Annotated in this window: 19 protein-coding genes; 7 read left to right on the top strand and 12 right to left on the bottom strand. The window is 61.4% G+C overall.

Annotation, left to right across the window (positions count from 1 at the left end; all coding sequences use genetic code 11):
- Positions 1–11 precede the first annotated feature (11 nt).
- The 4 genes from AB1N67_RS19150 (at position 12) to pdxH (ending at position 5,281) form a co-directional block, all read left to right on the top strand.
- On the top strand, positions 12–2,237 hold the full coding sequence (locus AB1N67_RS19150; RefSeq protein WP_102081842.1) for a beta-galactosidase: 2,226 nt from the start codon (positions 12–14) through the stop codon (positions 2,235–2,237).
- A gap of 154 nt (positions 2,238–2,391) precedes the next feature.
- A complete protein-coding gene (locus tag AB1N67_RS19145) occupies positions 2,392–3,537 on the top strand; it encodes a serine hydrolase domain-containing protein (protein ID WP_102081843.1) in 1,146 nt (381 codons plus the stop codon).
- Between the two features lie 99 nt (positions 3,538–3,636).
- Positions 3,637–4,614: an OmpA family protein gene (locus tag AB1N67_RS19140; RefSeq protein WP_043213109.1), complete on the top strand. Its 978-nt coding sequence runs from the start codon at positions 3,637–3,639 to the stop codon at positions 4,612–4,614.
- A 19-nt stretch (positions 4,615–4,633) separates the two neighbouring features.
- On the top strand, positions 4,634–5,281 hold the full coding sequence (pdxH, locus tag AB1N67_RS19135; protein WP_043213110.1) for a pyridoxamine 5'-phosphate oxidase: 648 nt from the start codon (positions 4,634–4,636) through the stop codon (positions 5,279–5,281).
- Here pdxH and AB1N67_RS19130 read toward each other — a convergent pair.
- On the bottom strand, positions 5,278–5,511 hold the full coding sequence (locus AB1N67_RS19130; protein WP_043213111.1) for a hypothetical protein: 234 nt from the start codon (positions 5,509–5,511) through the stop codon (positions 5,278–5,280). The genes pdxH and AB1N67_RS19130 overlap by 4 nt on opposite strands.
- Positions 5,512–5,657: 146 nt before the next feature.
- Between AB1N67_RS19130 and AB1N67_RS19125 the strand changes: the two genes are divergently transcribed.
- Positions 5,658–6,122, top strand: coding sequence for a glycine zipper 2TM domain-containing protein (locus AB1N67_RS19125; RefSeq protein WP_043213112.1), 465 nt, complete (start codon positions 5,658–5,660; stop codon positions 6,120–6,122).
- A 67-nt stretch (positions 6,123–6,189) separates the two neighbouring features.
- Here AB1N67_RS19125 and nhaA read toward each other — a convergent pair whose 3' ends face one another.
- The 9 genes from nhaA to AB1N67_RS19080 all read right to left on the bottom strand — a co-directional run bounded on the left by nhaA (position 6,190) and on the right by AB1N67_RS19080 (position 16,489).
- Complete coding sequence (nhaA, locus tag AB1N67_RS19120; RefSeq protein WP_102081844.1) at positions 6,190–7,380, bottom strand: Na+/H+ antiporter NhaA; 1,191 nt, start codon at positions 7,378–7,380, stop codon at positions 6,190–6,192.
- 221 nt (positions 7,381–7,601) lie between these two features.
- Positions 7,602–9,215, bottom strand: a complete 1,614-nt coding sequence (locus AB1N67_RS19115; protein ID WP_043213115.1) for an NAD(P)/FAD-dependent oxidoreductase — start codon at positions 9,213–9,215, stop codon at positions 7,602–7,604.
- A gap of 104 nt (positions 9,216–9,319) precedes the next feature.
- Positions 9,320–9,994: a COG3650 family protein gene (locus tag AB1N67_RS19110; protein ID WP_102081845.1), complete on the bottom strand. Its 675-nt coding sequence runs from the start codon at positions 9,992–9,994 to the stop codon at positions 9,320–9,322.
- 192 nt (positions 9,995–10,186) lie between these two features.
- Positions 10,187–11,406, bottom strand: a protein-coding gene (locus AB1N67_RS19105; protein WP_102081846.1) for an IS3 family transposase whose coding sequence is annotated in 2 segments (ribosomal slippage) — positions 10,187–11,058 and positions 11,058–11,406 — 1,221 coding nt in all. Because the reading frame shifts where the segments join, the coding sequence is not laid out codon by codon here.
- A gap of 100 nt (positions 11,407–11,506) precedes the next feature.
- The gene (locus AB1N67_RS19100) at positions 11,507–12,208 is read right to left on the bottom strand and encodes an ABC transporter ATP-binding protein (protein ID WP_043215137.1); all 702 of its coding nucleotides are present in this window, start codon (positions 12,206–12,208) and stop codon (positions 11,507–11,509) included.
- On the bottom strand, positions 12,209–12,976 hold the full coding sequence (livG, locus tag AB1N67_RS19095) for a high-affinity branched-chain amino acid ABC transporter ATP-binding protein LivG (protein ID WP_043215134.1): 768 nt from the start codon (positions 12,974–12,976) through the stop codon (positions 12,209–12,211).
- Positions 12,973–14,229, bottom strand: coding sequence for a high-affinity branched-chain amino acid ABC transporter permease LivM (locus AB1N67_RS19090; RefSeq protein ID WP_043215133.1), 1,257 nt, complete (start codon positions 14,227–14,229; stop codon positions 12,973–12,975). Before AB1N67_RS19090 ends, livG begins: the two co-directional genes overlap by 4 nt.
- Entirely contained in the window at positions 14,226–15,149 is a 924-nt protein-coding gene (livH, locus tag AB1N67_RS19085) for a high-affinity branched-chain amino acid ABC transporter permease LivH (protein ID WP_043215131.1), read from the bottom strand. The genes AB1N67_RS19090 and livH overlap by 4 nt, the downstream gene beginning before the upstream one ends.
- Before the next feature lie 221 nt (positions 15,150–15,370).
- Positions 15,371–16,489, bottom strand: coding sequence for a branched-chain amino acid ABC transporter substrate-binding protein (locus tag AB1N67_RS19080; protein WP_043215128.1), 1,119 nt, complete (start codon positions 16,487–16,489; stop codon positions 15,371–15,373).
- 357 nt (positions 16,490–16,846) lie between these two features.
- Between AB1N67_RS19080 and AB1N67_RS19075 the strand changes: the two genes are divergently transcribed.
- On the top strand, positions 16,847–17,152 hold the full coding sequence (locus AB1N67_RS19075; protein ID WP_043215123.1) for a DUF2288 domain-containing protein: 306 nt from the start codon (positions 16,847–16,849) through the stop codon (positions 17,150–17,152).
- 223 nt (positions 17,153–17,375) lie between these two features.
- Here AB1N67_RS19075 and AB1N67_RS19070 read toward each other — a convergent pair whose 3' ends face one another.
- Positions 17,376–19,556, bottom strand: a complete 2,181-nt coding sequence (locus AB1N67_RS19070) for a hypothetical protein (protein WP_043215121.1) — start codon at positions 19,554–19,556, stop codon at positions 17,376–17,378.
- Between the two features lie 125 nt (positions 19,557–19,681).
- Here AB1N67_RS19070 and AB1N67_RS19065 point away from each other — a divergent pair, with 125 nt between their 5' ends.
- On the top strand, positions 19,682–20,569 hold the full coding sequence (locus AB1N67_RS19065; RefSeq protein WP_043215117.1) for an NAD(P)-dependent oxidoreductase: 888 nt from the start codon (positions 19,682–19,684) through the stop codon (positions 20,567–20,569).
- Here AB1N67_RS19065 and AB1N67_RS19060 read toward each other — a convergent pair.
- A complete protein-coding gene (locus AB1N67_RS19060; RefSeq protein WP_102081847.1) occupies positions 20,469–22,733 on the bottom strand; it encodes a bifunctional diguanylate cyclase/phosphodiesterase in 2,265 nt (754 codons plus the stop codon). The two genes, AB1N67_RS19065 and AB1N67_RS19060, sit on opposite strands and share 101 nt — an antisense overlap.
- Positions 22,734–22,774: the final 41 nt, after the last annotated feature.

Here is a 22,774-nt window from a genome sequence, read left to right as displayed (position 1 = left end):
GCTTCAACCCTATGATCCGCCGCACCCTGCCTGCCGTTCTCGCCCTGTTGTTCAGCTCGCCCTTGCTGGCCGGGCAGCAGACGTTGTTCAGTTTCGTGCGTCCGGCAGCGGTGGTCAATGTGACTACAGCCGATGCCCATATGCCGCAATACAACGCCGAGCAGACCACTGAAGGCGAGGTGCTGCGGCGCGTGGTGTTCAACCCAGTGCAGCAGCCGACCTTGCGCCTGAGCCCGCAGAATGGCGCCTGGGATTGGTCAGCCGGCCAGGCCCTGACCCTACGATTGCAAAGCGCCATGGACTGGGCATTGACTGTGGACGTAACGGTGCAGAGTAGCGACGGTCGCACCCTGAGCAGCCGTATCGACCTACCTGCGGGCCCTGCTCAGACGGTGCTGGTGCCTTTGCGGGCCCGTTCGCCATTGAGCCAGGGCATGCGCGCCGGGCCGCCAATGCCCTGGATGTATGAGGGGCAGCGCGTATTGCTCGCCAGCAGTGCAGGGGAGGTGGATCTTGCGCAGGTGGTTGGCGTCAGCCTGAGCATCCCCAATCCGAAGGTGGCCCAGAGCCTGCTGATCGAGAGGGTCGGTATCCAGGACGATGACCAGGTCTTCACGGCCGCCTACGAAGGGCTGCTCGACGCCTACGGCCAGTCTACGCGCGGGCGATGGCCTGAAAAAATCACCAGTGATGAGCAGTTGAAAGCCGCCCGAGGACGTGAGCAGCAGCAGCTCAAGGGCTGGCTTGATGCCCGCGGCAAACAGCAGCTCGATGCCTACGGGGGGCTGCTGGCCGGGCCTGCATTCGAAGCCAAAGGGTTCTTTCGAACCGAGAAGCGCGACGGACGCTGGTACCTGGTGACGCCGGATGGGCACGCGTTCTATTCCCTGGGCGTCAATGCAGTGGCCGCCGATGGCGGGCGTACATATGTGGCGGGCCGCGAAAGCATGTTCAAGGCTTTGCCTGGCGAGGGTGAACCGCTGGCAGCCTTCTATGGGCAGGGTAACAACGACGATGGCAATGCCTCATCCCAGGGGCGCAATTTCAAGCAAGGTCGCTGGTTCGACTTCTATGCAGCCAATCTATACCGCACCTATGGCGAGCCTTGTCCGGCAAGCCCAGCGGTGCCGTGCCCACCAGCCTCCCTGGATGCTGCACGCTGGCAGGCCCATACCTTGGACCGGCTGCAGGCCTGGGGCTTCAACACCCTGGGCAACTGGAGCGATCCGGCGCTGGGGCAGGCTCGGCGGATGCCCTATACCCTGCCGTTGTCAATCGTCGGCGACTACACCAGCATCAGCACCGGCATGGATTGGTGGGGCCGCATGCCCGATCCGTTCGACCCGCGCTTTGCCATGGCGACCGAGCGTGCGGTCGCCATCGCGGCTCGGGATCACCGTGATGACCCATGGCTGATCGGCTACTTCGCTGACAACGAACTGGCCTGGGCGGCCCCTGGCGAAGACCCTAAGGCCCGCTATGGCCTGGCTTACGGCACCTTGCGCCTGACGACCGATGTGCCGGCCAAGCGCGCCTTCCTCAAACAGTTGCGCGACAAGTACCGCAACCAGCAAGGTTTGTCCAAGGCTTGGGGCATCGACCTGCAGGCCTGGGAGCTGATGGAAGACCCTGGTTTCGAAGCGCCTTTGCCGAACCCCGAGCATCCCGAGATTGAGCGCGACTACCAGTACTTCCAGCAGGTATTTGCCGAGACGTATTTCAAGACCATCTCCGACGCGCTCAAATGGCATGCACCCAACCACCTGTTGCTGGGCGGTCGATATGCAGTGAGCACCCCGGAAGCGGTCAAGGCCTGCGCCGAGTTCTGCGACGTGCTCAGCTTCAATTTCTATACCCTCAAGCCTGAGGACGGCTATGACTTCGCTCGCTTGGCTGAACTGGACAGGCCCGTACTGGTCTCGGAGTTCCAGTTCGGCTCGCGCGATCGTGGACCGTTCTGGCCGGGGCCGGTGGAGGTCGCAAGGGAGGAGGACCGTGGGCCGGCCTATGGCAACTTCCTCAAGGCGGCTCTGGGCCAGCCGATGATCGTCGGTGCGCACTGGTTCCAGTACCTTGATCAGCCAGCCAGCGGGCGCCTGCTCGATGGGGAAAACGGCCACCTTGGCCTGGTCGCCATCACCGACGTGCCGTATCCGGGGTTTGTGGAGGCGGTGCGCAAGAGCAACCAGCAGGCGCTCGAGCACCTACGCAAAGGCCTGGAGCAGCCTGTGCAATGAGGGCAGGGCCGCTAGGCGGCTATATGGCAGTACCAACAGAGCGTAGCGGCCCCGTGCCACGTATGACCATCCGGCCACATTCAGTTTGCAAATTGGCCAACTACTGGAACAATGCACAACTTTCGTTGAGATGAGTCGTACGGAGAGCTGTCGGGTGCAGATCCAGGGTCACTATGAGCTGAAGTTCGAGGCGGTGCGAGAAGCCTTCGCCGCGTTGTTCGACGATCCCCAGGAGCGTGGTGCGGGACTGTGCATCCAGGTTGGCGGCGAAACCGTGGTGGATCTGTGGGCCGGCAGTGCCGACAAGGACGGCCGCGAGGCCTGGCACAGCGACACCATCGCCAACTTGTTCTCGTGCACCAAGACCTTCACTGCCGTCACCGCGTTGCAACTGGTCGGGGAGGGCAAGCTCAGCCTGGATGCTCCTGTGGTGCGCTACTGGGCTGAGTTCGGCCAGGCCGGCAAAGCGTCCGTGACCTTACGCCAATTGCTCAGCCACCGGGCTGGCCTACCGGCCATTCGCGAACTGCTGCCGGCCGAGGCGCTTTACGACTGGCAAGCCATGGTCGACGTCTTGGCAGCCGAAGCCCCCTGGTGGACGCCGGGCACCGAGCACGGTTATGCCGCTATCACCTATGGCTGGCTGATCGGTGAGCTCATCCGGCGTGTCGATGGGCGTGGCCCAGGCGAGTCGATCGTCGCCCGTACTGCTCGTCCCCTGGGGCTGGATTTCCATGTCGGTCTGGCCGACGAAGAGTTCCATCGCGTGGCGCACATCGCCCGCGGCAAGGGTAACCCCGGCGACGCGGCGGCCCAGCGCCTGCTACAGGTGACCCTGCGTGAGCCCGAGGCCTTGTCCACTCGTGCCTTCACCAATCCCCCGGCCATTCTCACCAGCACCAACAAACCTGAGTGGCGACGCATGCAGCAGCCAGCGGCCAATGGCCATGGCAATGCCCGTAGCCTCGCGGGGTTTTACGCCGGCCTGCTCGACGGCAGCTTGCTGGAGTCGGAACTGCTCGATGAGCTGACCCGTGAGCACAGCCTTGGCCAGGACCGAACCTTGTTGACCCAGACACGCTTCGGCCTGGGTTGCATGCTCGACCAGCCTGATGTGGCCAACGCGACGTTCGGATTGGGCGCCCGGGCCTTCGGTCACCCAGGGGCCGGCGGTTCGGTCGGATTTGCCGATCCGGAGTACGACGTAGCCTTTGGTTTCGTGACCAATACGCTGGGCCCCTATGTGCTGATGGACCCTCGTGCCCAGAAGCTGGTACGCGTTCTTGGCACTTGCCTTTGATCGGGTAGTGCGGGTAATGCCCAGGCCCTTTGACTATCCTCAATGCCAACGCCTGATGTGTGTTGGCAAAATTTCTTTCTATTTCATGGTGTATCGCTGATGTCTTCACATAAAACCTTAGCACTCGCTCTGTGCCTGGCCGTTACCGGCTGTGCCCAGCATTCGCAAAATGCGTCGAGCGACGCAGGCCACAGCTGGTGGCCGTTCGGCTCGGACAAAGTGGCCGAGCAGGAAGTGAAGGAAGCCGTGACTGAAAAGGTGGCCAAGGCCGATGCCAAGTCCGAGAGCGGCAGCCGCTGGTGGTGGCCGTTTGGCGGGGACGACAAGCAGGCCAAGGGCCCGGTTGCACCCAAGATCGACCAGAAGGCCACCCAGGCCTGGCTCGATGAATACGAGCCAAAGCTGCGTGAAGCCATCAAAGACAGCAAGTTCGAGTTGGAACGCCGTGACAACGTGCTCGCGGTGACCATCCCCGTGGACGGCTCCTACAACCCGGATCGCCCTAACATGCTGCTACCGATGACCCTGGGCCCGATCACTCGCGTGGCCAAGACCGTCGAAACCGACCCCAAGACCGCCGTGCTGATTCTCGGTCACGCCGACACCAGCGGCGCCGCCGCAGCCAATCAGAAGCTCAGCCTGGAGCGCGCAGCTTCGGTATCGGCGATTTTCCGCCTCAGCGGCCTGCAGCGTGACCGCTTGACCCTCAAGGGCATGGGCTCGGTAATGCCACGTGCTGCTAACGACAGCGCCGAAGGCCGCGCTCTGAACCGCCGCGTTGAAATGCTGCTGACCCCGCAGAACACCATGGTTGCGCTGCTGGCCAAGTACCAACAGGCAGCGCCTGCACCTGCGCCTGCGTCGATGGTTGCCACCCAGGACGCTCCGGCTCCCGCAGCCAAGGCAGCCGCCGGCAAGCCTGCGGCGAAGGCAGCCGCCAAGCCGGCCGCCAAAAAGCCAGCCGCCAAGGCCAAGGCTCCTGCCAAAGCTACTGCGAAAAAGAAAGCCGCACCGGCCAAGCCGGTTGCAAAGAAGGCCACGACTGAAAAGAAAGTAGCCTCTGCGAAGACCAATTGATCGTCAAGGAAACGCAGTCATGACCCAATCTCTGGCCGATATGCGGCGCGACTACACCCGTGATGGCCTGGCCGAAGCCCAGGCACCGGGTGAGCCGTTCGCCTTGTTCCACCAGTGGTTCGGCGAAGCCGTGAAAACCGAGCAGGCACCGGTTGAGGCGAACGCCATGACCCTGGCCACTGTCGATGAGCAAGGGCGTCCCCATTGCCGGGTGCTGTTGCTAAAGGGGCTCGACGAGCGTGGTTTCACCTTTTTCACCAACTACGACAGTGCCAAAGGCCAGCAACTGCTGGCCAATCCATACGCTGCCATGACGTTTTTCTGGCCGGCGCTGGAACGCCAGGTGCGTATCGAGGGGCGGGTGGAAAAGGTTACGGCCAAGGAGTCTGACGACTATTACCAGGTGCGTCCGCTGGGGAGTCGCCTGGGGGCCTGGGCTTCGCCGCAGAGCCGAGTGATTGCCGGTCGTGAGGAACTCGAAGGCCTGGTCAAGGCTACCGAGGCGCGATTCTCCGATACTCAGCCCCACTGTCCCGAGCATTGGGGGGGGTATCGCCTGCTGCCTGAGCGTATCGAGTTCTGGCAGGGGCGCGCCAGCCGGCTGCATGATCGTTTGAACTATCGATGGGTAGAGGGTCAGTGGCTGCGTGAGCGCCTGGCGCCTTAACCTGTGTAAGCGGCGGCCTGGCGTTCAAGCCAGGCTGCCAATTCCTTCCGCTTGATCTTCTGTCCCCGCGCCTGCTCCAGGCAATCAAGCATGTAGGCCCGTTTGACCGGGTCCTCGCCCGCCAGTGACAAGGCCAGGTCGCGGTCCATCCAGCGGCGCATGCGCACATACAGCCACCAATGGAAGTACAGGCCTGTAACAGTCACCACAACGACGATGAAGTAATCCATGGCTATCCTTGGTTTTCGATAGTCGAGCCCGCAATGGGGTGTGCAGGCTGTACTGCAGCTGAATAAAAGCAAATTTGTAACGTCTGTGTCGTGACAGTCATCAACGCGCGGGGTCTAATGGACACCTGACTTATGGAGAGTTTCCCATGCGTAAATCCGTTTTGCTGGTGGCGAGTTTCACCACCATGTCGCTGCTGCTCGGCGGTTGTGCTTCCAGTCTGACCGGCGACAGCTATTCCCGAGATGAGGCCCGTCGCGTACAGACCGTGCGTATGGGCACCATCGAGTCCCTGCGTCCGGTGAAAATCGAAGGCACCAAGACCCCTATCGGTGGTGGTGCAGGTGCCGTGGTCGGCGGCGTGGCGGGTAGCGCCATTGGTGGCGGTCGCGGCAGCATCGTCGCCGCCGTGATCGGTGCCGTGGCCGGTGGCCTGGCAGGCTCCGCCGCCGAAGAAGGCCTGACCCGCACCCAGGGTGTGGAAATCACCGTTCGTGAAGACGATGGCAGCATGCGTGCCTATGTGCAGCAAGTGCAGCAGAACGAAATCTTCCGTGTGGGTGAGCGCGTGCGCATCATGACCGTCGATGGCACTAGCCGTGTGACGCACTGATCGTTCTGTGGCAATGAAAAACCCCGACTCGGTTTACGCCGGTCGGGGTTTTTTATTGCCGTAGTGTTCAGTTGATGGGCTTGCGACTGGCCATCGCAGTCATTGCGTAACCGATCAGGGCCGCGAACAGGGAGCCGGTCAGGATGCCCATGCGGTCCATGCCGGCGAACTCGCTGTCCCCAGGTACGAAGGCCAGGGAGCCGACGAACAAGCTCATGGTGAAGCCGATGCCACACAGGGTCGCAACACCCAGCACCTGCCCCCAGTTTGCGCCTGCAGGCAGCGCAGCCAGGCGCAGCTTGACCGCAAGCCAAGTCAGGCCGAACACGCCGACCGTCTTGCCCAACACCAGGCCGACGGCGATACCCATGGGAACCGGATGAGTGAAGCTGTCCAGGTTCATGCCCGCGAGAGAGACACCGGCATTGGCAAAGGCGAACAGAGGCAGGATGGCATAGGCGACCCAGGGATGCAGGGCGTGCTCCAGTCGCAGCAGTGGCGAGGAGGCGGCGTGGCGAGTGCGCAGTGGAATGCACAGGGCCAGGGCCACTCCGGCCAGGGTCGCGTGGACGCCGCTCTTGAGCACGCAGACCCAGAGGATCAGGCCCACCAGCAGGTAGGGTGTCAGCTTGATCACGCCCAGCCGGTTCATCGCCAGCAGGGTCAGCAGGCAAGCACCCGCCAGCATCAGCGAAACGTTCGACAGGGTACCGGAGTAGAACAGGGCGATGATGACGATGGCGCCCAGGTCGTCGATGATCGCCAGGGTCATCAGGAACAGTTTCAGCGACACCGGTACCCGCTTGCCGAGCAGCGCCAGCACGCCCAGGGCGAACGCGATATCGGTGGCGGTGGGAATGGCCCAGCCGGCGATGGCAGCCGGGTTGTCCCGGTTGATCAGCCAATAGATCAGCGCGGGCACCACCATGCCGCCAATGGCTGCGGTGGCCGGGAGGATCACCTGGGAAGGTTTGGACAACTGTCCCTCGATGACTTCGCGCTTGACCTCCAGACCGATCAGCAGGAAGAACAGCGCCATCAGGCCATCGTTGATCCACAGCAGCAGAGGCTTGGCGATCTGCAGGGCGCCGACCTGCACGGCGACCGGCACGTCGAGCAGGCCGCCATACAGATACGAAAGGGGAGAATTGTTGATGATCAGGGCAAGGACCGCCGCGGCGATCAGTAGCAGGCCACCGGCGGCCTCCAGCTGGAGAAAACGGGTAATGAGGGTACGCACGGCCTGACGGGTCTCCATGAACGGGCTCGGATGAAAAAGACGTACACCCTAGCGTGGGGGCGTGGGGTATTGGAACAAAAACGCCCTGCGCTTTTGTTATAGGTTTTTACGGCTCGATCTGCGAAGCCTAAAGGGCTTTTGCCGGACACGGTGATGGAAAAAGTCTGGCGGGTGTGAGGGTTCTTTCTGATCTTTGAACTCAGTTGAGGGCTGTGCTGCAGCCCTCGTTTCCATTTGAGTCAGGCATCGAGACCGAGCATGTCCCGTGCCACGGCTTCGGCGATACGAATGCCATCGACGCCTGCGGAAAGGATGCCGCCGGCATAGCCTGCGCCTTCACCTGCCGGGAACAACCCCTTCAGGTTGAGGCTTTGGTAGTCCGCACCTCGCGTGATACGCACCGGCGAGGACGTGCGTGTCTCGATGCCGGTCAGCACGGCGTCGTGCAGGTTGTAGCCCTTGATTTGGCGATCGAACGCCGGCAGCGCTTCGCGGATGGCCTCGATGGCGAAGTCCGGCAGGCTCGGCGCCAAGTCGCCCAGGGTCACACCTGGCTTGTAGGAAGGTTCAACGCTGCCCAGTTCAGTAGAGGGACGGCCGGCGACGAAATCGCCTACCAACTGCGCAGGCGCCTGATAATTGCTGCCGCCCATCACGTAGGCATGGGACTCTAGGCGTTCCTGCAGTTCGATACCCGCCAGCGGGCCGCCCGGGTAATCGCGCTCCGGATCGATGCCGACAACGATGCCGGAGTTGGCGTTGCGCTCGTTACGCGAGTACTGGCTCATGCCGTTGGTGACCACTCGGCCCGGCTCGCTGGTGGCGGCGACCACGGTGCCGCCCGGGCACATGCAGAAGCTGTAGACCGAGCGGCCGTTCTTGGCATGGTGCACCAGCTTGTAGTCGGCAGCGCCCAGCTTCGGGTGCCCGGCATATTTACCCAGGCGCGCCTTGTCGATCAGTGACTGCGGGTGTTCGATGCGGAAGCCGACCGAGAACGGCTTGGCTTCCATGTAGATGCCTTTGGCATGGAGCATGCGGAAGGTATCGCGAGCACTGTGGCCCAAGGCCAGGACCACATGGCGCGAGTGCAGTTGTTCGCCGCTCTCCAAGACCACGCCGGTCAGTTGACCGTCATCGATCAGCAGGTCGGTGACCTTTTGCTCGAAGCGGACTTCCGCGCCCAGGGCAATCATGTCCTGACGCATCTGCTCGACCATGCCGGTCAGTCGGAAGGTGCCGATGTGCGGTTTGTTGATGTAGAGGATTTCTTCTGGCGCACCGGCCTTGACGAATTCTTCCAGGACCTTGCGGCCATGGTGGTTCGGATCCTTGATCTGGCTGTACAGCTTGCCGTCGGAGAAGGTGCCGGCGCCGCCTTCACCGAACTGGACGTTGGACTCGGGGTTGAGCACGCTCTTGCGCCACAGGCCCCAGGTATCCTTGGTGCGCTGGCGTACTTCCTTGCCACGCTCCAGGATGATCGGGCGAAAGCCCATCTGCGCCAGCAAAAGGCCTGCGAAGATGCCGCAAGGGCCGAAGCCGACCACGATCGGCCGTTCCTGCAGGTCGGTAGGTGCATGACCGACGAACTTGTAGCTGACATCGGGGGCAACGCCGATGTTGCGATCGTCAGCGAACTTGCGCAGCAGTTGCGCTTCGTTGCTCGCTTCCAGGTCGATGGTGTAGATGAACAGCATTTCGCTGTTCTTCTTGCGGGCATCGTAGCTGCGCTTGAACAGGGTGAAGCTGAGCAGTTGTTCATCGGTGATGCCCAGGCGCTCGACGATCGCGTCACGCAGGGCTTCATCGGAGTGGTCCAGGGGCAGCTTCAGTTCGGTGATTCGTAGCATGGCAGGGTCCAGTATCCCGGCCATGGGGCGGCCGGCGGCTTTACACAAACCGCCAAGTATAAGCTGTTAGCCTTCCTGACTGGAGGATAAAAGCGCCCCGGTGATCAGTTGTCGCGGGCACCGCCGTAGTAGCCGCAGCCTTGCAGTGTCTGGCCATCGATACGCAGCTCGGCGCGCAGATGGCGAACAGCTCCGGTGGCGCCATCGATGCAGCGTTGCGGGGCGACCCACAGCTCGATGCGTTGGCCGTTGGCTTCGCTGGACAGGCTCAAGCCACCGCCAGGCATCTGCTCTTCCAGGTAAGGTAGAGGCAGTGGGTCCTTGCCGACACGCTCCAGCACCATGCCCTTGCCGCTGGCCTTGATCGCCCAGTCCGGCTCGTGGCCGTCGGCGCGCAGGGTCAGTTGCTTGAAGTTGGGGTCTTCGCAGGCCTGTGTGGAAGGTTCGAGGCGATACAGGCGTTGCACTTCCAGGCGGCCGTCGTTGTTGGCCTGCTTGGTGCCGGTCAGGCTGCCGCGCACATCGGCGAACAGCTTGTCGCCTGCGTCGTCGGCCAGATTGGCAGCCTCCTGCAGGATGCCGGTGCCGGCAGCATCGCTGACCACGAAACGGCGGGCTTCATTGCAGGGTTTGAACAGCAACTGGCCGCCCCCGGCGCTCAGCTCGCCCTGCATGCGGGTGGTGCCGATATTCGGATCGACCGGCTTGTCCGCCATGAGCTGACAGCCGGCGAACAGCGGCAGCAGGGTGACGAGCAGCAGGGGAGGGGTCAGACGCATGGGGCGGGCTCCGAAAACGTTGCAAAAGAGCTGGCCACGTTACTCAGGCTGGACGTCTATCACAAGCGTGGGGTTGATTGTGCCGGCTCGTTCGTGGGTAAAACGGGAGGGCATGCCCGGTGGATGAGGCGCCTGCCTTTCAGTGTCTAGTCCTGAAATAGGTTTACACCTGTTCAGGTAGGCCGGTAGGCCTCAAAACGCCCGATGCACCGCATCGGGCGTTTTGTGTTTCAGGGCCATGTGAGGCCGCTCCGTGTTATAGATCTGCACGGCCTCATCAACCATCTTCCGTGCCTGCTCCAGATCTTCTGGGTTACTCAGCAACAGCTCTGTTTTGAGGATTCCGTTGATGCGCTCGGCTAGAGCGTTCTGGTAGCAGTCGTACCCGTCAGTCATCGAGCAATGAACTCCGTGCCTTGTATGCAGCGACTGGTATAGCGCTGAGCAGTATTGAATACCGCGGTCGGAGTGATGGACTAACGGCTGGTGGCGCCGCCGCTTGCGCAGGGCCTGTCTAAAGGCTTGTGCAACCGACTCGGCATGTAGGCTTTCATGGACATGATGGCCAACAATCTTTCTGGAATATGCATCCGTTACCAGGCTCAGGTACAGCGGGCCGCTTCTGGAGGGCAGGTAGGTAATATCCGCCACCCAGACGTGCTCTGGCCCTGACGGAACTACCTGATTTGGGCCTGCTTTGAGAAGATTGGGATGACGGTAGAAGCGATGATAGCTTTGGGTTGTCTTGTGATACGCCCGCTTGGGCAGCACCAGCAAGCGGCGCTCGCCCAAAACCTCAAACAGCCGGTCTCGGCCAACTTGGACTCGTTTATCAGGCTGGCAATGCAGCAGATAGTGCAGTTTCCGTGTTCCCAGTCGCGGCTGACGCATCCGGATTTTCTGAACAAACTCGACAACCCGATCTGCCTGATGCGCTTTACTGTCGGCAGCTCGATTGCGCTTGTAATAAGCCTGCCGGCTAATGCCTAGAAACTGACAAGCCCTGGCAATGCTCAGTCCTGCGACTTGACCTTGCGAGAGGACTTGCCGGATCGCTTTTTTACGACCGATACACCGTAGTCATTCTTCAGGACATCAACGACGGTCTCAAAGAACTGAGCCTTCTGGCTCATCAGCTCAAGCTGCTGCTCAAGCTCTTTGATCCGCTGCTCTGGAGTGAGCGTTTTGGGGTCGGACATCGCGAAGCTCCTCTCGGCCCGGATCGACGCCCCTTGGCTCCAATCCTGCCGACCATGCTTACGCAACCATACCAGAACTGTAGATTTGCCCTGGATACCGTACCGCTCCTGGGCCTGAGTACAGGTCAATTCACCTTTTTCGACCTGATCCACTACAGCCAATTTAAAAGTCAGCGAGTAATCACGCTGTGTTCGCTTCACACCATGCACCATCGAGGTCTCCAGATTCTCGGGGGAAAGGTGTAAACCTTATTCAGGACGGGACACAGGCATGAAAAAAGGGCCCGAAGGCCCTTTTTCAATCGTAGGTCGATCAGCCGCCCAGATAGGCGTCGCGCACCTTCGGGTCGACCAGCAGCGCTTCACCGGTACCCTGCATCACTACCTTGCCGTTCTCCAGCACATAGGCGCGGTCGGCGATCTTCAACGCCTGGTTGGCGTTCTGCTCGACCAGGAACACCGTCACGCCGTCACGGCGCAGTTGTTCGATGATGTCGAAGATCTGCTGGATGATGATCGGCGCCAGGCCCAGCGAAGGCTCATCGAGCAGCAGCAGCTTGGGCTTGCTCATCAGCGCCCGGCCGATGGCCAGCATTTGCTGCTCGCCACCGGACATGGTGCCGCCTCGCTGTACGTAGCGTTCCTTCAGGCGCGGGAACAGCTGCAGAACCTTGTCCAACTGCTCCTGGTAATCGCCCTTGTTGGTGAAGAAACCGCCCATTGCCAGGTTCTCCTCCACGGTCAGGCGGGCGAACACACGGCGGCCTTCCGGCACCACCGCGATGCTCTTGCGCATGATGTGCGAGGAGGGCTGGCCGACCAGTTCCTCACCCAGGTACTTGATGCTGCCGCTGTGGGCCTGGGGCGAGCCGCAGAGGGTCATCAGCAGGGTGGATTTGCCGGCGCCGTTGGCGCCGATCAAGGTGACGATCTCGCCCTGGTTGATCTCCACGTTGACGCTGTGCAGCGCCTGGATCTTGCCGTAGAAGGTGGAAACGTTCTCGAACTTCAGCATTTACGCCTCCCCCAGGTAGGCCTTGATCACATCAGGGTTGCCGCGAATTTCTTCCGGCGTGCCATCGGCCAGGGGCGTGCCCTGGTTGATCACCACGATGTGGTCGGAAATGCTCATCACCAGTTTCATGTCGTGCTCGATCAGCAGCACGGTCACGTTATGGGATTCGCGCAGGTAGGCGATCAGGGCCTTGAGGTCCTCGGTCTCCTTGGGGTTCAGGCCGGCGGCTGGTTCGTCGAGCATGATGATCCGAGGCTGGGTCATCATGCAGCGGGCGATCTCCAGCCGGCGTTGCTGGCCGTAGGCCAGGGTGCCGGCGGTACGGTTGGCGAACTCGGTCAGGTTGACCTTCTCCAGCCAGTACTGTGCGCGCTCCATGGCCTCCTTCTCGCTGCGGCGGAAGCTCGGGGTCTTGAACAGGCCTGCGAAGAAGTTGGTGTTCAGGTGGCGGTGCTGGGCGATCAGCAGGTTTTCCAGGGCGGTCATTTCCTTGAACAGACGCACGTTCTGGAAGGTCCGTACCACGCCTTTGCGAGCGATCTCATGGCCGGCCAAGCCCTGGATCGGCTGGCCGTCGAGCAGGATGGTGCCACCGCTGGGCTTGTAGAAGCCGGTCAGGCAGTTGAAGACGGTGGTCTTGCCGGCGCCGTTCGGGCCGATCAGCGCCACCACTTGTTTCTCCTTGACGGTCAGGCCCACGCCGTTGACCGCCAACAAGCCGCCGAAGCGCATGCTCAGGCCGCTGACTTGCAGAATTTCGCGGCTCATCGACGCAGCTCCATATGGGGACGTTGCATAGGCAGAAGGCCTTGCGGACGCCAGATCATCATCAACACCATCAGGGCACCGAACATCAACATCCGGTACTCGCTGAACTCACGCATCAGCTCCGGCAGCAGGATCATCACGATGGCCGCGAGGATCACGCCCAGCTGCGAACCCATGCCGCCCAGCACGACGATGGCGAGGATGATCGCCGACTCGATGAAGGTGAACGACTCCGGTGTCACCAGACCCTGACGGGCGGCGAAGAAGCTTCCGGCGAAACCTGCGAAGCACGCGCCGAGGGTGAAGGCCGACAGCTTGATCACGGTCGGGTTCAGGCCCAGTGCACGGCAGGCGATCTCGTCCTCGCGCAACGCTTCCCAGGCGCGGCCGATCGGCATGCGCAGCAGGCGGTTGATGACGAACAGCGCCAGCAACGCCAGCAGCAGGGCCACCAGGTAGAGGAAGATGACCTTGTTGATCGAGTTGTACGGCAGGCCGAAGAACTCATGGAAGGTCTGCATTCCCTCGGCGGCGCGGCGTTCGAAGGTCAGGCCGAAGAACTCCGGCTTGGGGATGTTGCTGATGCCGTTGGGGCCGCCGGTCCAGTCGGTGAGGTTACGCAGGAACAGGCGGATGATCTCGCCGAAGCCGAGGGTCACGATCGCCAGGTAGTCACCGCGTAGGCGCAGCACCGGGAAACCGAGCAGGAAGCCGAACGTGGCGGCCATCAAGCCGGCGATCGGCAAGCATACCCAGAAGCTCCAGCCCAGATAGTGCGAGAGCATGGCGTAGCTGTAGGCGCCGACGGCGTAGAAGCCGACATAACCCAGGTCGAGCAGTCCAGCCAAGCCGACCACGATGTTCAGGCCAAGGCCCAGCAACACGTAGATCAGGATCAGTGTGGCGATGTCGACCGCGCCGCGCGAGCCGAAGAACGGCCATACGAGCGCCGCGACGATCAAACCCATGATCACATAGCGCTGGGTTTTGGGCAGGGTCAGGTAGTTGCTGACGGCCGGAGGGATCAGTTTGCGATCCGAGCGGCGGCCCATCACCGAGTTCCATTGCTTGTCGAACAACACGCGCAGGAACATCAGTACCGAGCACACGGCGATGATGCTGATGGTGAACGAGCCCTGGCTGTGCACGGCCAGGCTGATGCCGTCGATGCTCAGTTTCAGGCCCAGTACCGGGAAGGCCACCGCCCATACCAGCAAGGCGCTGAAGAACGCCTGTTTGAGATTTCTGTTCATACTTTTTCAACCTCCGGACGGCCCAGGATGCCGGTCGGCCGGAACAGCAGGACAAGAACCAACAAGCCGAACGCCACGACGTCCTTGTACTGGTCGCCGAAGATATCGGCACCAAACGCTTCGGCCACGCCCAGCACCAGCCCGCCGAGCATGGCGCCCGGGATGCTGCCGATGCCGCCCAGTACCGCCGCGGTGAAGGCTTTGAGGCCCACCAAGAAGCCGGCGTTGGGGTTGATAACCCCGTACTGCATGCTCAGCAGCACGGCCGCCACCGCCGCCAGCGCGGCGCCGATGACGAAGGTCAGGGCGATGATGTTGTTGGTGTTGATGCCCAGCAGGTTGGCCATCTTGATGTCCTCGGCGCAGGCACGGCAGGCGCGCCCCAGACGGGAACGGGAGATGAACAGGGTCAGGCAGGTCATGGCCACCAATGTGACCACGAACACCAGGATCTGCATGTAGGACACCAGGACTTCCTCCGCACCGCCCGGCCCGAACGAGAAAGCGCCCGGAATCAGGTTGGGGATAGATTTGTCCTTGGAGTCCTGGGAAAGCAGGACAGTGTTTTGCAGGAAGATCGACATACCGATGGCAGAGATCAGCGGGATCAGGCGGTTGCTGTTGCGCAGCGGCCGGTAGGCGACCCGTTCGATGCTATAGCCATAGGCACTGGTGACGAAGATCGTCGCGACGAAAGCGACGGTCATCAGGATCGGCAGCGAATGGATACCCATCATGGCCAGGCCCGCAAGGGCGATGAAGGCCACGTAGGAACCGATCATGTACACCTCGCCGTGGGCGAAGTTGATCATGCCAATGATGCCGTACACCATCGTGTAGCCGATGGCGATCAAGGCATAGGTGCTGCCGATGGTCAATCCATTAACCAGTTGTTGGAAGAAATGGTAGATCTCAGGCATTACAGCGCTCCTAAAAACCTGATTTGCATTCGCTGGCGGGTGGTGAACCCGTCCCGCATCGTGGGCTTGGCAACGATGACAGGCACGGCCAGGGAACCGCGGGTGACGGTTTTAAGATTTTCAGGTGAACCCCCTCCCGGATCGCGGGAATCGGGCCCATGAACCTCGTAAAACAAAGCCCACTGCTCACACAGTGGGCTTTCGGTTAGCTAGTCACGCTGTTACTGGGGGGAGACTTCGGTCTTCGGCTTGCCGAAGTGCCATTCGTAAACCACGAACTTGAAGTCCTTCAGGTCGCCCTTGTCGTCGAACGACAGGTCGCCGGTCGGGGTCTTGAAGGTGCCTTTGTGGATTTCGGCCGCGACTTTCTCGGCGTCGTCGCTGGTGCCGGCGGCCTTGATGCCGTCAGCGATCACCTGGACGGCGGAGTAAGCCGGGAACACGAACGGGCCGCTCGGATCCTGGTTCTTGGCCTTGATGCCGTCGACGATGGCCTTGTTCGCAGGGTCGGCGTCGAAGGACTTGGGCAGGGTGACCAGCAGGCCTTCGGAGGCATTCTGGGCAATCTGCGAGATGGAATCGTTGCCGACGCCTTCTGGACCCATGAACTTGGCTTTCAGGCCTTTTTCCTGGGCTTGGCGCAGGATCAGGCCCAGTTCTGGGTGATAGCCACCGTAGTAGACGAAGTCGACGTTGTTCTGCTTGAGCTTCTGGATGATCGAGGAGAAGTCCTTGTCACCAGCGTTCAGGCCTTCGAAGACAGCGACCTTGACGTTCTTGCCTTCCAGGGTCTGCTTGACCGCGGTGGCGATGCCTTCGCCGTACTGCTGCTTGTCGTGCAGGACCGCGACGACCTTCGGTTTGACGTGGTCGGCAATGTAGTTGCCGGCGGCAGGGCCCTGGGCGCTGTCCAGGCCGATGGTGCGGAAGATCAGCTTGTAGCCACGGGCGGTGATTTCCGGGCTGGTGGCAGCCGGGGTGATCATGATCACGCCTTCGTCTTCGTAGATATCCGACGCAGGCTGAGTGGAGCTGGAGCACAGGTGGCCGACCACGAACTTGACGCCATCGTTGACCACTTTGTTGGCGACCGCAACGGCCTGTTTAGGGTCGCACGCGTCGTCGTATTCCTTGGCCTCGAGCATCTTGCCGTCGATACCGCCTTTGGCGTTGATGTCCTCGATGGCTTTTTTCGCGCCGATGAACTGCATGTCGCCATACTGGGTGACCGGACCGGTCTTAGGGCCGGCGATACCAATCTTGATGGTGTCGGCGGCAAACGAATGGCTGGCAACCCCGGCCAGAACCATTGCGGCGAACAGCTTGGAAATCTTGATCATAGTGCTCCACTCATTCTGTTGTAATTCTTATAGTCCTGGCGGCCAGGGCTACAGATCGGGCGGCTCCGGCATGGCCACGCCATGTCGCAAGCCTACCTTCCCCCGGAACATGTCCCGGAACTGTACCGGTACAGTGTAGAGCGCCCTTCGAGCGCTTGAAAAGCGGGCGAAAAGCGCGACTTTCTCCGGGTGTCGCCTGATCGAAACAAAGATACAGAAAAGCGCCATTACTTTGCCTGCATCCTTGGCCCCACCCCACAACTTCGGGACTGATCGACCAATTTACGTATTTGAAACCGGGTTTTTCTGCAAAAATGCCGGCCTTTTCAAATGCCACATTTCTGCCGGTAGGAACCCATGACTGATCAAGCAAGCACCCTCTATGCCAAATTGCTCGGCGAGACGGCAATCATCGAGTGGAAAGCATTGGAGCGTTTCTGGGCCAAAGGTGACCTGATTTGGGTCGACCCCAGCCTGGACCTGATCGCTGTTGCCGAGGCGATGGCCGAGAATCGCAGCGAGATCTTTGCCAAGTGGCGCAATGATGGCACTGTGGCGCCCGTCACCGCAGAGCAGGCGCTGGACCTGCAAAGCCGCGATCCAGAGATCTGGGCGGTGGTCGTTTCGCCGTTTATCGTGATCCAGGTAAAAAAACCGGAATAAGCACGGGCGTTTTTAGTGCGCAAAAACGCACAGCGCGCCACAAGGGTGCGCATTGACGCTCACGTAAGGTGGAAACAAGTAACAACGGCGCCGTGGTTCGGCGTGGCGGTAACAGTTTACGGCATGCGTAATGCACATCCCGCTTCAGCCTTGGCCAGCGCCAGTTGAATCCCTGGAGCTGGCCAAGCCTGCGATGGGCCGCGACGCGGCCCCAAGCGGTCCGTTAGTAATCTACCCGCCCGGTATGGTTGTTCAGAGAGATGACCCGGGTCTTGCCAATCCGGTGGCGGAAGATCTCGCGCAGGTATTTCACTGCTTTCTTCACGCACTCGCGTGACAGGCGGATGTCGTTGATCGAGACGAAGCGGCTCTTGTCGTTGATCAACTCGCGGTACTTCTTCTCGTACATCGGTTTGATCGCGTACCAGTTGGTGTCGAGGATCTTGGCCGGGTTTTCGAACTCGTTGAGCAGGTCGTCGATGCGTTCTTCGGCGAAGTGCTCGCTGGTGATGAATTCGAGGATGGCGTTGTCCAGCGTGTCGTCGAAGCGGTACGGGGTACGCGCGAAGCAGCGCTTGATGAAGGCCACGATCAGTGTCAGGAAGTCGTCCGACAGGCACGGACTCTTGGCGATCAGGGTGGTCAGCGACAGATTCGCCGAGGCGCCGATGACCAGCGCGTAGCGCTTGAGCGTGGTATTGGGGAACAGGCTGTTGAGGTGGGTCTTGAGCCGGTTCAGGTCCATGTACGACAGCTTGTAGTCCTTGGGCAGCGACACGATCGACACCACCGAGGAGCAGTTCTTGAAGAAGTGCAGGTCATGCAGGGCCGCGGCGTCATAGCCGGAGGCTTGGTATTGCTCGAGCGCCGCGCGGTAGCGACGCGATTCGATCGGCAGCAGGCTGATCCCTTCGATGGCTTGGGTCTGCTTGTTGAAGTGCGGCAGGTCGATGGAGCGGAAGAACAGATCGTCGATGTCCAGCCGCGGGCTTTCTTTCTCGAACACCTTGAACTTGTCCGAAGCCGGCGCAGGGCGCTCCGGCACCACCGACTCGGCATAGGCGATGGCGACCGGGCCTGCCAGGCTCATGAACAGGTCGTTGGCGTCCAGGCGAATGGTTTCGCCAATGTCGATGCCGGCGCGACGGAAGTAGTTCTGGTCGTAGTCGGTGGTCACGGCCTGGGCCGTAAGGATGTTGAAGATCTGCTGGGAGATGTACTGGTTGGCGTGCTTCTCCATGGCGTTGACGTCGATGTTCTGGATCGTGCCGTCGTCGCTTTCCTCGGCGTAGCGCATGATGTCGTTGGAGATGAGCATCATGGCATTCCAGGGGCGGATGCGCCCCATGACGCTGGCTTCGCTGCTGTCTTCGTTATCGAAGTTGTACGAGAAGTCCCATTCTTCCGACAGGTACTTGCACAACAGGCGCCCGGCATTGATGTGCAATGCCTCGGACATCTCGCTGCGGTGGTCGGAGATATTCGGCAGCACGCAGATGCCGCTGGTGAAGATCGGTTCGAAGACGAACGAGTGACCGCTCTTGCCGTCGTTCTCGTCGGCTGGCTTGGTATCGAAGGTCTTGTTCATGTACGAGTACTGCTGGGCCAGGCCGAATTCCGAGGCCATGCCCGAGCCGGTACCGCCGCCGGCGCTGAAGATGTAGAAATACAGGCGCGACTGGTTGGCTTTGATGCCGCAGGAGTCGATCAGGTACGAGTGGATCAGTTTCCAGTCGGCGCTGGAGAAACGCTGGGTGTCCTTGTTGAGGATGATTTTGGCCAGGTACTGGCCTAGGATCGGCGCATTACCGGCCCCGCCGGCGTGGACCTCGGACAGATCCATGATTTTCATCTTGCTGTAGTCACGCAAGAATCCACCGCGCTCGCCTTGGCGGGAGAAGCGGATGCGCCCGGCAATGTCCTTGTCCAGGTCACCGAGCATCACCAGCGGCTCCACCAGAAACACCGGCTTCATGGCCTTGTTCTGTACCAGACGCAGGTTCTGGCGGATCCAGCGCGCTGGGCTGTAGCCAGTTTCGCCTTTGTGCCGATCCTCGTTGTTGAACTCGTTGAGGAAGAATGTCCGGGCGTTGTAGACCAGCTCGGCCACGTCAAGGGCGATGTTCGAGCCACAGCGGCCCAGGCCGATCAAGCACACCGAAGGGAACTGCTGCTCCAGGCGCAGCTGGTTCTCATCCTCGGCATGCAGGTTCTGCGGAAACACCAGATCGCGCAGGCCATCGAGATTATCGAGGATGCGTTGGATGTCCGGTTCGGTGTAGTACAGGTATTGCTGCGTGGGCACACTGCGCAACGGCGCGAGGTCCCGGGCGGCACCCGTGGGCAGGGGGGAGGGGATCGACGACTCGGGCACCGCATTGGCAGAAGTAGTTGTTAGGGTCATAGTGCGCCATTTGCCTTGGGTGGTGGGCCGTCGGACAAGTTATGTCATCTAGCCATCACGGGTGGGATTACGCGACTGTATCGTCTGTTTGTCATGCTTCTTTAATCGTCTGCTTGGAGTAGTTCATGAGTACTGCATTGCCTTCGCTGGGGTTCGCCGGAATCGGACTGATGGGATTGCCGATGTGCCAGCGCTTGCTGGCGGCGGGTTACCCGTTGACGGTCTGGAACCGCAACCGGCAAAAGTGCGCCGAACTGGTGGCGGCCGGTGCGCGCCAAGCCGCCAGCCCCGCCGAGTTGTGCCGCGACACGGATATCGTGCTGCTGTGTCTGGCCGATACGGCTGTGGTGCGGGAGGTGGTATTCGGCGAGCAAGGTATTGCCCAGGGCGGACGTGCCGGCCAGCTATTGGTGGATTTCTCCAGCCTGGAGCCGACCGCTACCCGTGAGATGGCGGCCGAGCTTGCCGCGCTGTGCGGCATGGCCTGGCTGGATGCGCCGGTCTCCGGCGGTACTCCGGGCGCCGAGGCCGGCACGCTGGCGATCATGGTGGGAGGCGAGGCGCAGGATCTGGAGCGCGTGCGCCCAGTGTTGTTGACCCTGGGGCAGCGGGTCACGCACATGGGCGGTGTGGGGGCAGGCCAGGTGACCAAGGCCTGCAACCAGATGATCGTGGCGTGCAACGCGCTGGTCATCGCCGAGGTTGTCGCGCTGGCCGAGCAATCGGGCGTTGACGCTCGCCTGATCGCCGAGGCCCTGGCCGGGGGCTTTGCCGACTCCAAGCCACTGCAGATCCTGGCGCCTCAAATGGCTGAGAGTCGGTTCGAGCCGATCAAGTGGCATGTGCGCACGCTACTCAAGGACCTGGATACCGCAGTGAAATTCTCGCGCGAGCAGGGTTCGGCGACACCGGTCAGTGGCCTGGCTGCGCAACTGATGCGCTTGCACGGTAGCCAGGGGTATCTGCAAAAAGATCCGGCGACACTGGTAGAGCTGTATCGCAACAAGGACTGAACGTTGGCGCTTGGCCGTCGAGGCGCTCGAGGATCGGCTGAAGTTCGGCCAGGGGCACCGGGCGGCTGAGCAGGTAGCCCTGCAGGAAATCACAACCGTGGGCGGCGAGGAAGGCATGCTGCTCGGTGGTCTCGACGCCCTCGGTGACGACCTGCAGGTGCAGGGTGTGGGCCATGATGATGATCGCCTGGACAATCTCGCGATCCTTCTGGCTCCCCGGCACGTCCTGGATAAACGACCGATCGATCTTGAGTACGTCCAGCGGCAGGCGCCTGAGGTAGGCCAGTGATGAATATCCAGTGCCGAAATCATCGATCGACAGGGCTACGCCTTGGGCGCGGATGCGCTTGAGCAGGCTGACGACCCGCTGGATATCGCCCATCAAGGCATTCTCGGTAACTTCCAGCTCCAGTTGACGAGCGGACACGCCGGCCTGGAACAGCGCCCTTTCCACTTCATTGGGCAACTCCTCGCGGCCAAGGGTCACCGCCGAGCAATTGACCGTGACCTTGAGGTTGCTATAGCCGTGGTGATTGAGCTGCGCCAGGTCATGACACGCCCGGCGCAGTACCCACAAGTCCAGGTCGGCGATCAAACCGTTGGTTTCGGCGATACCGATGAAACGGTCCGGGCTGAGCAGGCCGTGCTGGGGGTGCTGCCAGCGCACCAGGGCTTCGAGCTTTGCGACCTGGCCATTGTGCAGGTCGAAGATCGGCTGGTAGTGAACGCACAGTCCTCGCTCTTCGAGCAGGGCCACGCGCAGCTCTTCTTCCAGTTGCAACTCCAGTGTCGCGCGCGTCTTCAGGCTGCTGTTGAAGAAGTTCAGGCTGTTGCGCCCGCAACCCTTGGATTGGTACAGCGCCAGATCGGCATTCTTGAGCAGCTCTTCGGCCGTGCGTCCGTCATCAGGGAAGATGCTGATGCCGATGCTGGTGGTCATGACCATGCGCCGGCCGCCTAGGTCGATCGGGTCCTTCATTCTCTGCATGATGCGCTGGGCCAGGTGGCGTGCTTCGTCGCGGTTGTTGAGGCTGGTGACGATGCAGAACTCGTCTCCGCCAAAACGGGCTACCAGATCCTGGTTACGGGTTGCGGCCTTGATGTGGCCGGCGATGACCTTGAGCAGCTCGTCGCCTGCGGCGTGGCCAAGGCTGTCGTTGATCCGTTTGAAATGATCGATGTCCAGGAACATCACCGCCAGCCGGTTTTCGCTGTTGGCGTGTTCACACAGGCGTTCGGCGAAGACTTGGTTGAAACCGCGGCGGTTGACCAGGTTGGTAAGGGCATCGTAATGGGCGGCCTGCTGCAGGGAGGCGCGCGCCTGGTCCAATTGGCTGAGCAGGACATTGACCCGACGCAGGTCGTGCTCTTTGCTCTGCAGTTTTCTGTCGGACAAGGCGGCGCTGATGCTGCTACCGCTGATCAGAAGGGTAATCAAGGCGACGGTCAGGCCCAATTGCAGACTGTTGTCGGCCGAAGGCAGACGCAAGGCAGTGTCGACGGGAACCACCAGCGTCATGGCAGCCATGTTGATGAAATGCGTGCCGATCAGGCCGCCTGCTATCAGCAGGCTGGCGGCGTACTTGCTGGCCAGATGCAGGGTGCCGCTGCCTCGGCTGAAAAAACGTCCCATCGACAGCACCAGCAGGCTGGCGCCGAGGGTGACGGCCAGCGCCAGGAACGTCAGGACGGGTTCGTAGAATTGGTTGGCGTTGATCTTAAGGCCCGCCATCCCCGCGAAATGCATGAGCACGATGCCCAGCCCGGTCAGCAGGGCGCTTTGCACGTAATGGCCCAGACGCATTTCGTCCCGATCGAGACTGTTCATCGCGAACCAGGCGGTGAGCAGGGCGATCAGCAGTGACAAGCCGGTCATCGGCACGTCGTAGCGAATATCGACCGGTGCCTGCAAGGCCAGTGTGCTGATGAAGTGCAGCGCCCAAATGCCGGCGGCCAGACAACAGGCGCCCAGCACACGCCATTGCCGTCGGGCCATGGGGTCTTCGCTCTGGCTCTGGCGTTCGGCCATGTCCAGCGTCGCGAAACAGGCAATGCAGGCCACCCCATAGGCCAGCAGAACCAGCAGGGGGTCATGGCGGCAGTCCAGGAAGATCTGGCCGGTAGTTGGCAGCTTGGCGAACAATTGCAGTCCCAACCACTCCATTGCATGCCTCTTCGTCGAGTTCGCACTCGTCCCCAAAAAAG

The sequence above is a fragment of the Pseudomonas guariconensis genome (assembly GCF_040822035.1).
Taxonomy (GTDB): domain Bacteria; phylum Pseudomonadota; class Gammaproteobacteria; order Pseudomonadales; family Pseudomonadaceae; genus Aquipseudomonas; species Aquipseudomonas guariconensis.
The sequence above is the reverse complement of the archived record's forward strand: the minus strand, read 5'-3'. Positions and strand labels throughout refer to the sequence as shown.

Coding starts and splice junctions, on each gene's coding strand:
- nhaA (WP_102081844.1), bottom strand. CDS start 7,380: ATGGAGACCCGTCAGGCCGTGCGTACCCTCATTACCCGTTTTCTCCAG.
- AB1N67_RS19060 (WP_102081847.1), bottom strand. CDS start 22,733: ATGGAGTGGTTGGGACTGCAATTGTTCGCCAAGCTGCCAACTACCGGC.
- AB1N67_RS19125 (WP_043213112.1), top strand. CDS start 5,658: ATGCGTAAATCCGTTTTGCTGGTGGCGAGTTTCACCACCATGTCGCTG.
- AB1N67_RS19130 (WP_043213111.1), bottom strand. CDS start 5,511: ATGGATTACTTCATCGTCGTTGTGGTGACTGTTACAGGCCTGTACTTC.
- pdxH (WP_043213110.1), top strand. CDS start 4,634: ATGACCCAATCTCTGGCCGATATGCGGCGCGACTACACCCGTGATGGC.
- AB1N67_RS19065 (WP_043215117.1), top strand. CDS start 19,682: ATGAGTACTGCATTGCCTTCGCTGGGGTTCGCCGGAATCGGACTGATG.
- AB1N67_RS19090 (WP_043215133.1), bottom strand. CDS start 14,229: ATGAACAGAAATCTCAAACAGGCGTTCTTCAGCGCCTTGCTGGTATGG.
- AB1N67_RS19070 (WP_043215121.1), bottom strand. CDS start 19,556: ATGACCCTAACAACTACTTCTGCCAATGCGGTGCCCGAGTCGTCGATC.
- livH (WP_043215131.1), bottom strand. CDS start 15,149: ATGCCTGAGATCTACCATTTCTTCCAACAACTGGTTAATGGATTGACC.
- AB1N67_RS19080 (WP_043215128.1), bottom strand. CDS start 16,489: ATGATCAAGATTTCCAAGCTGTTCGCCGCAATGGTTCTGGCCGGGGTT.
- AB1N67_RS19075 (WP_043215123.1), top strand. CDS start 16,847: ATGACTGATCAAGCAAGCACCCTCTATGCCAAATTGCTCGGCGAGACG.
- livG (WP_043215134.1), bottom strand. CDS start 12,976: ATGAGCCGCGAAATTCTGCAAGTCAGCGGCCTGAGCATGCGCTTCGGC.
- AB1N67_RS19110 (WP_102081845.1), bottom strand. CDS start 9,994: ATGCGTCTGACCCCTCCCCTGCTGCTCGTCACCCTGCTGCCGCTGTTC.
- AB1N67_RS19115 (WP_043213115.1), bottom strand. CDS start 9,215: ATGCTACGAATCACCGAACTGAAGCTGCCCCTGGACCACTCCGATGAA.
- AB1N67_RS19150 (WP_102081842.1), top strand. CDS start 12: ATGATCCGCCGCACCCTGCCTGCCGTTCTCGCCCTGTTGTTCAGCTCG.
- AB1N67_RS19140 (WP_043213109.1), top strand. CDS start 3,637: ATGTCTTCACATAAAACCTTAGCACTCGCTCTGTGCCTGGCCGTTACC.
- AB1N67_RS19100 (WP_043215137.1), bottom strand. CDS start 12,208: ATGCTGAAGTTCGAGAACGTTTCCACCTTCTACGGCAAGATCCAGGCG.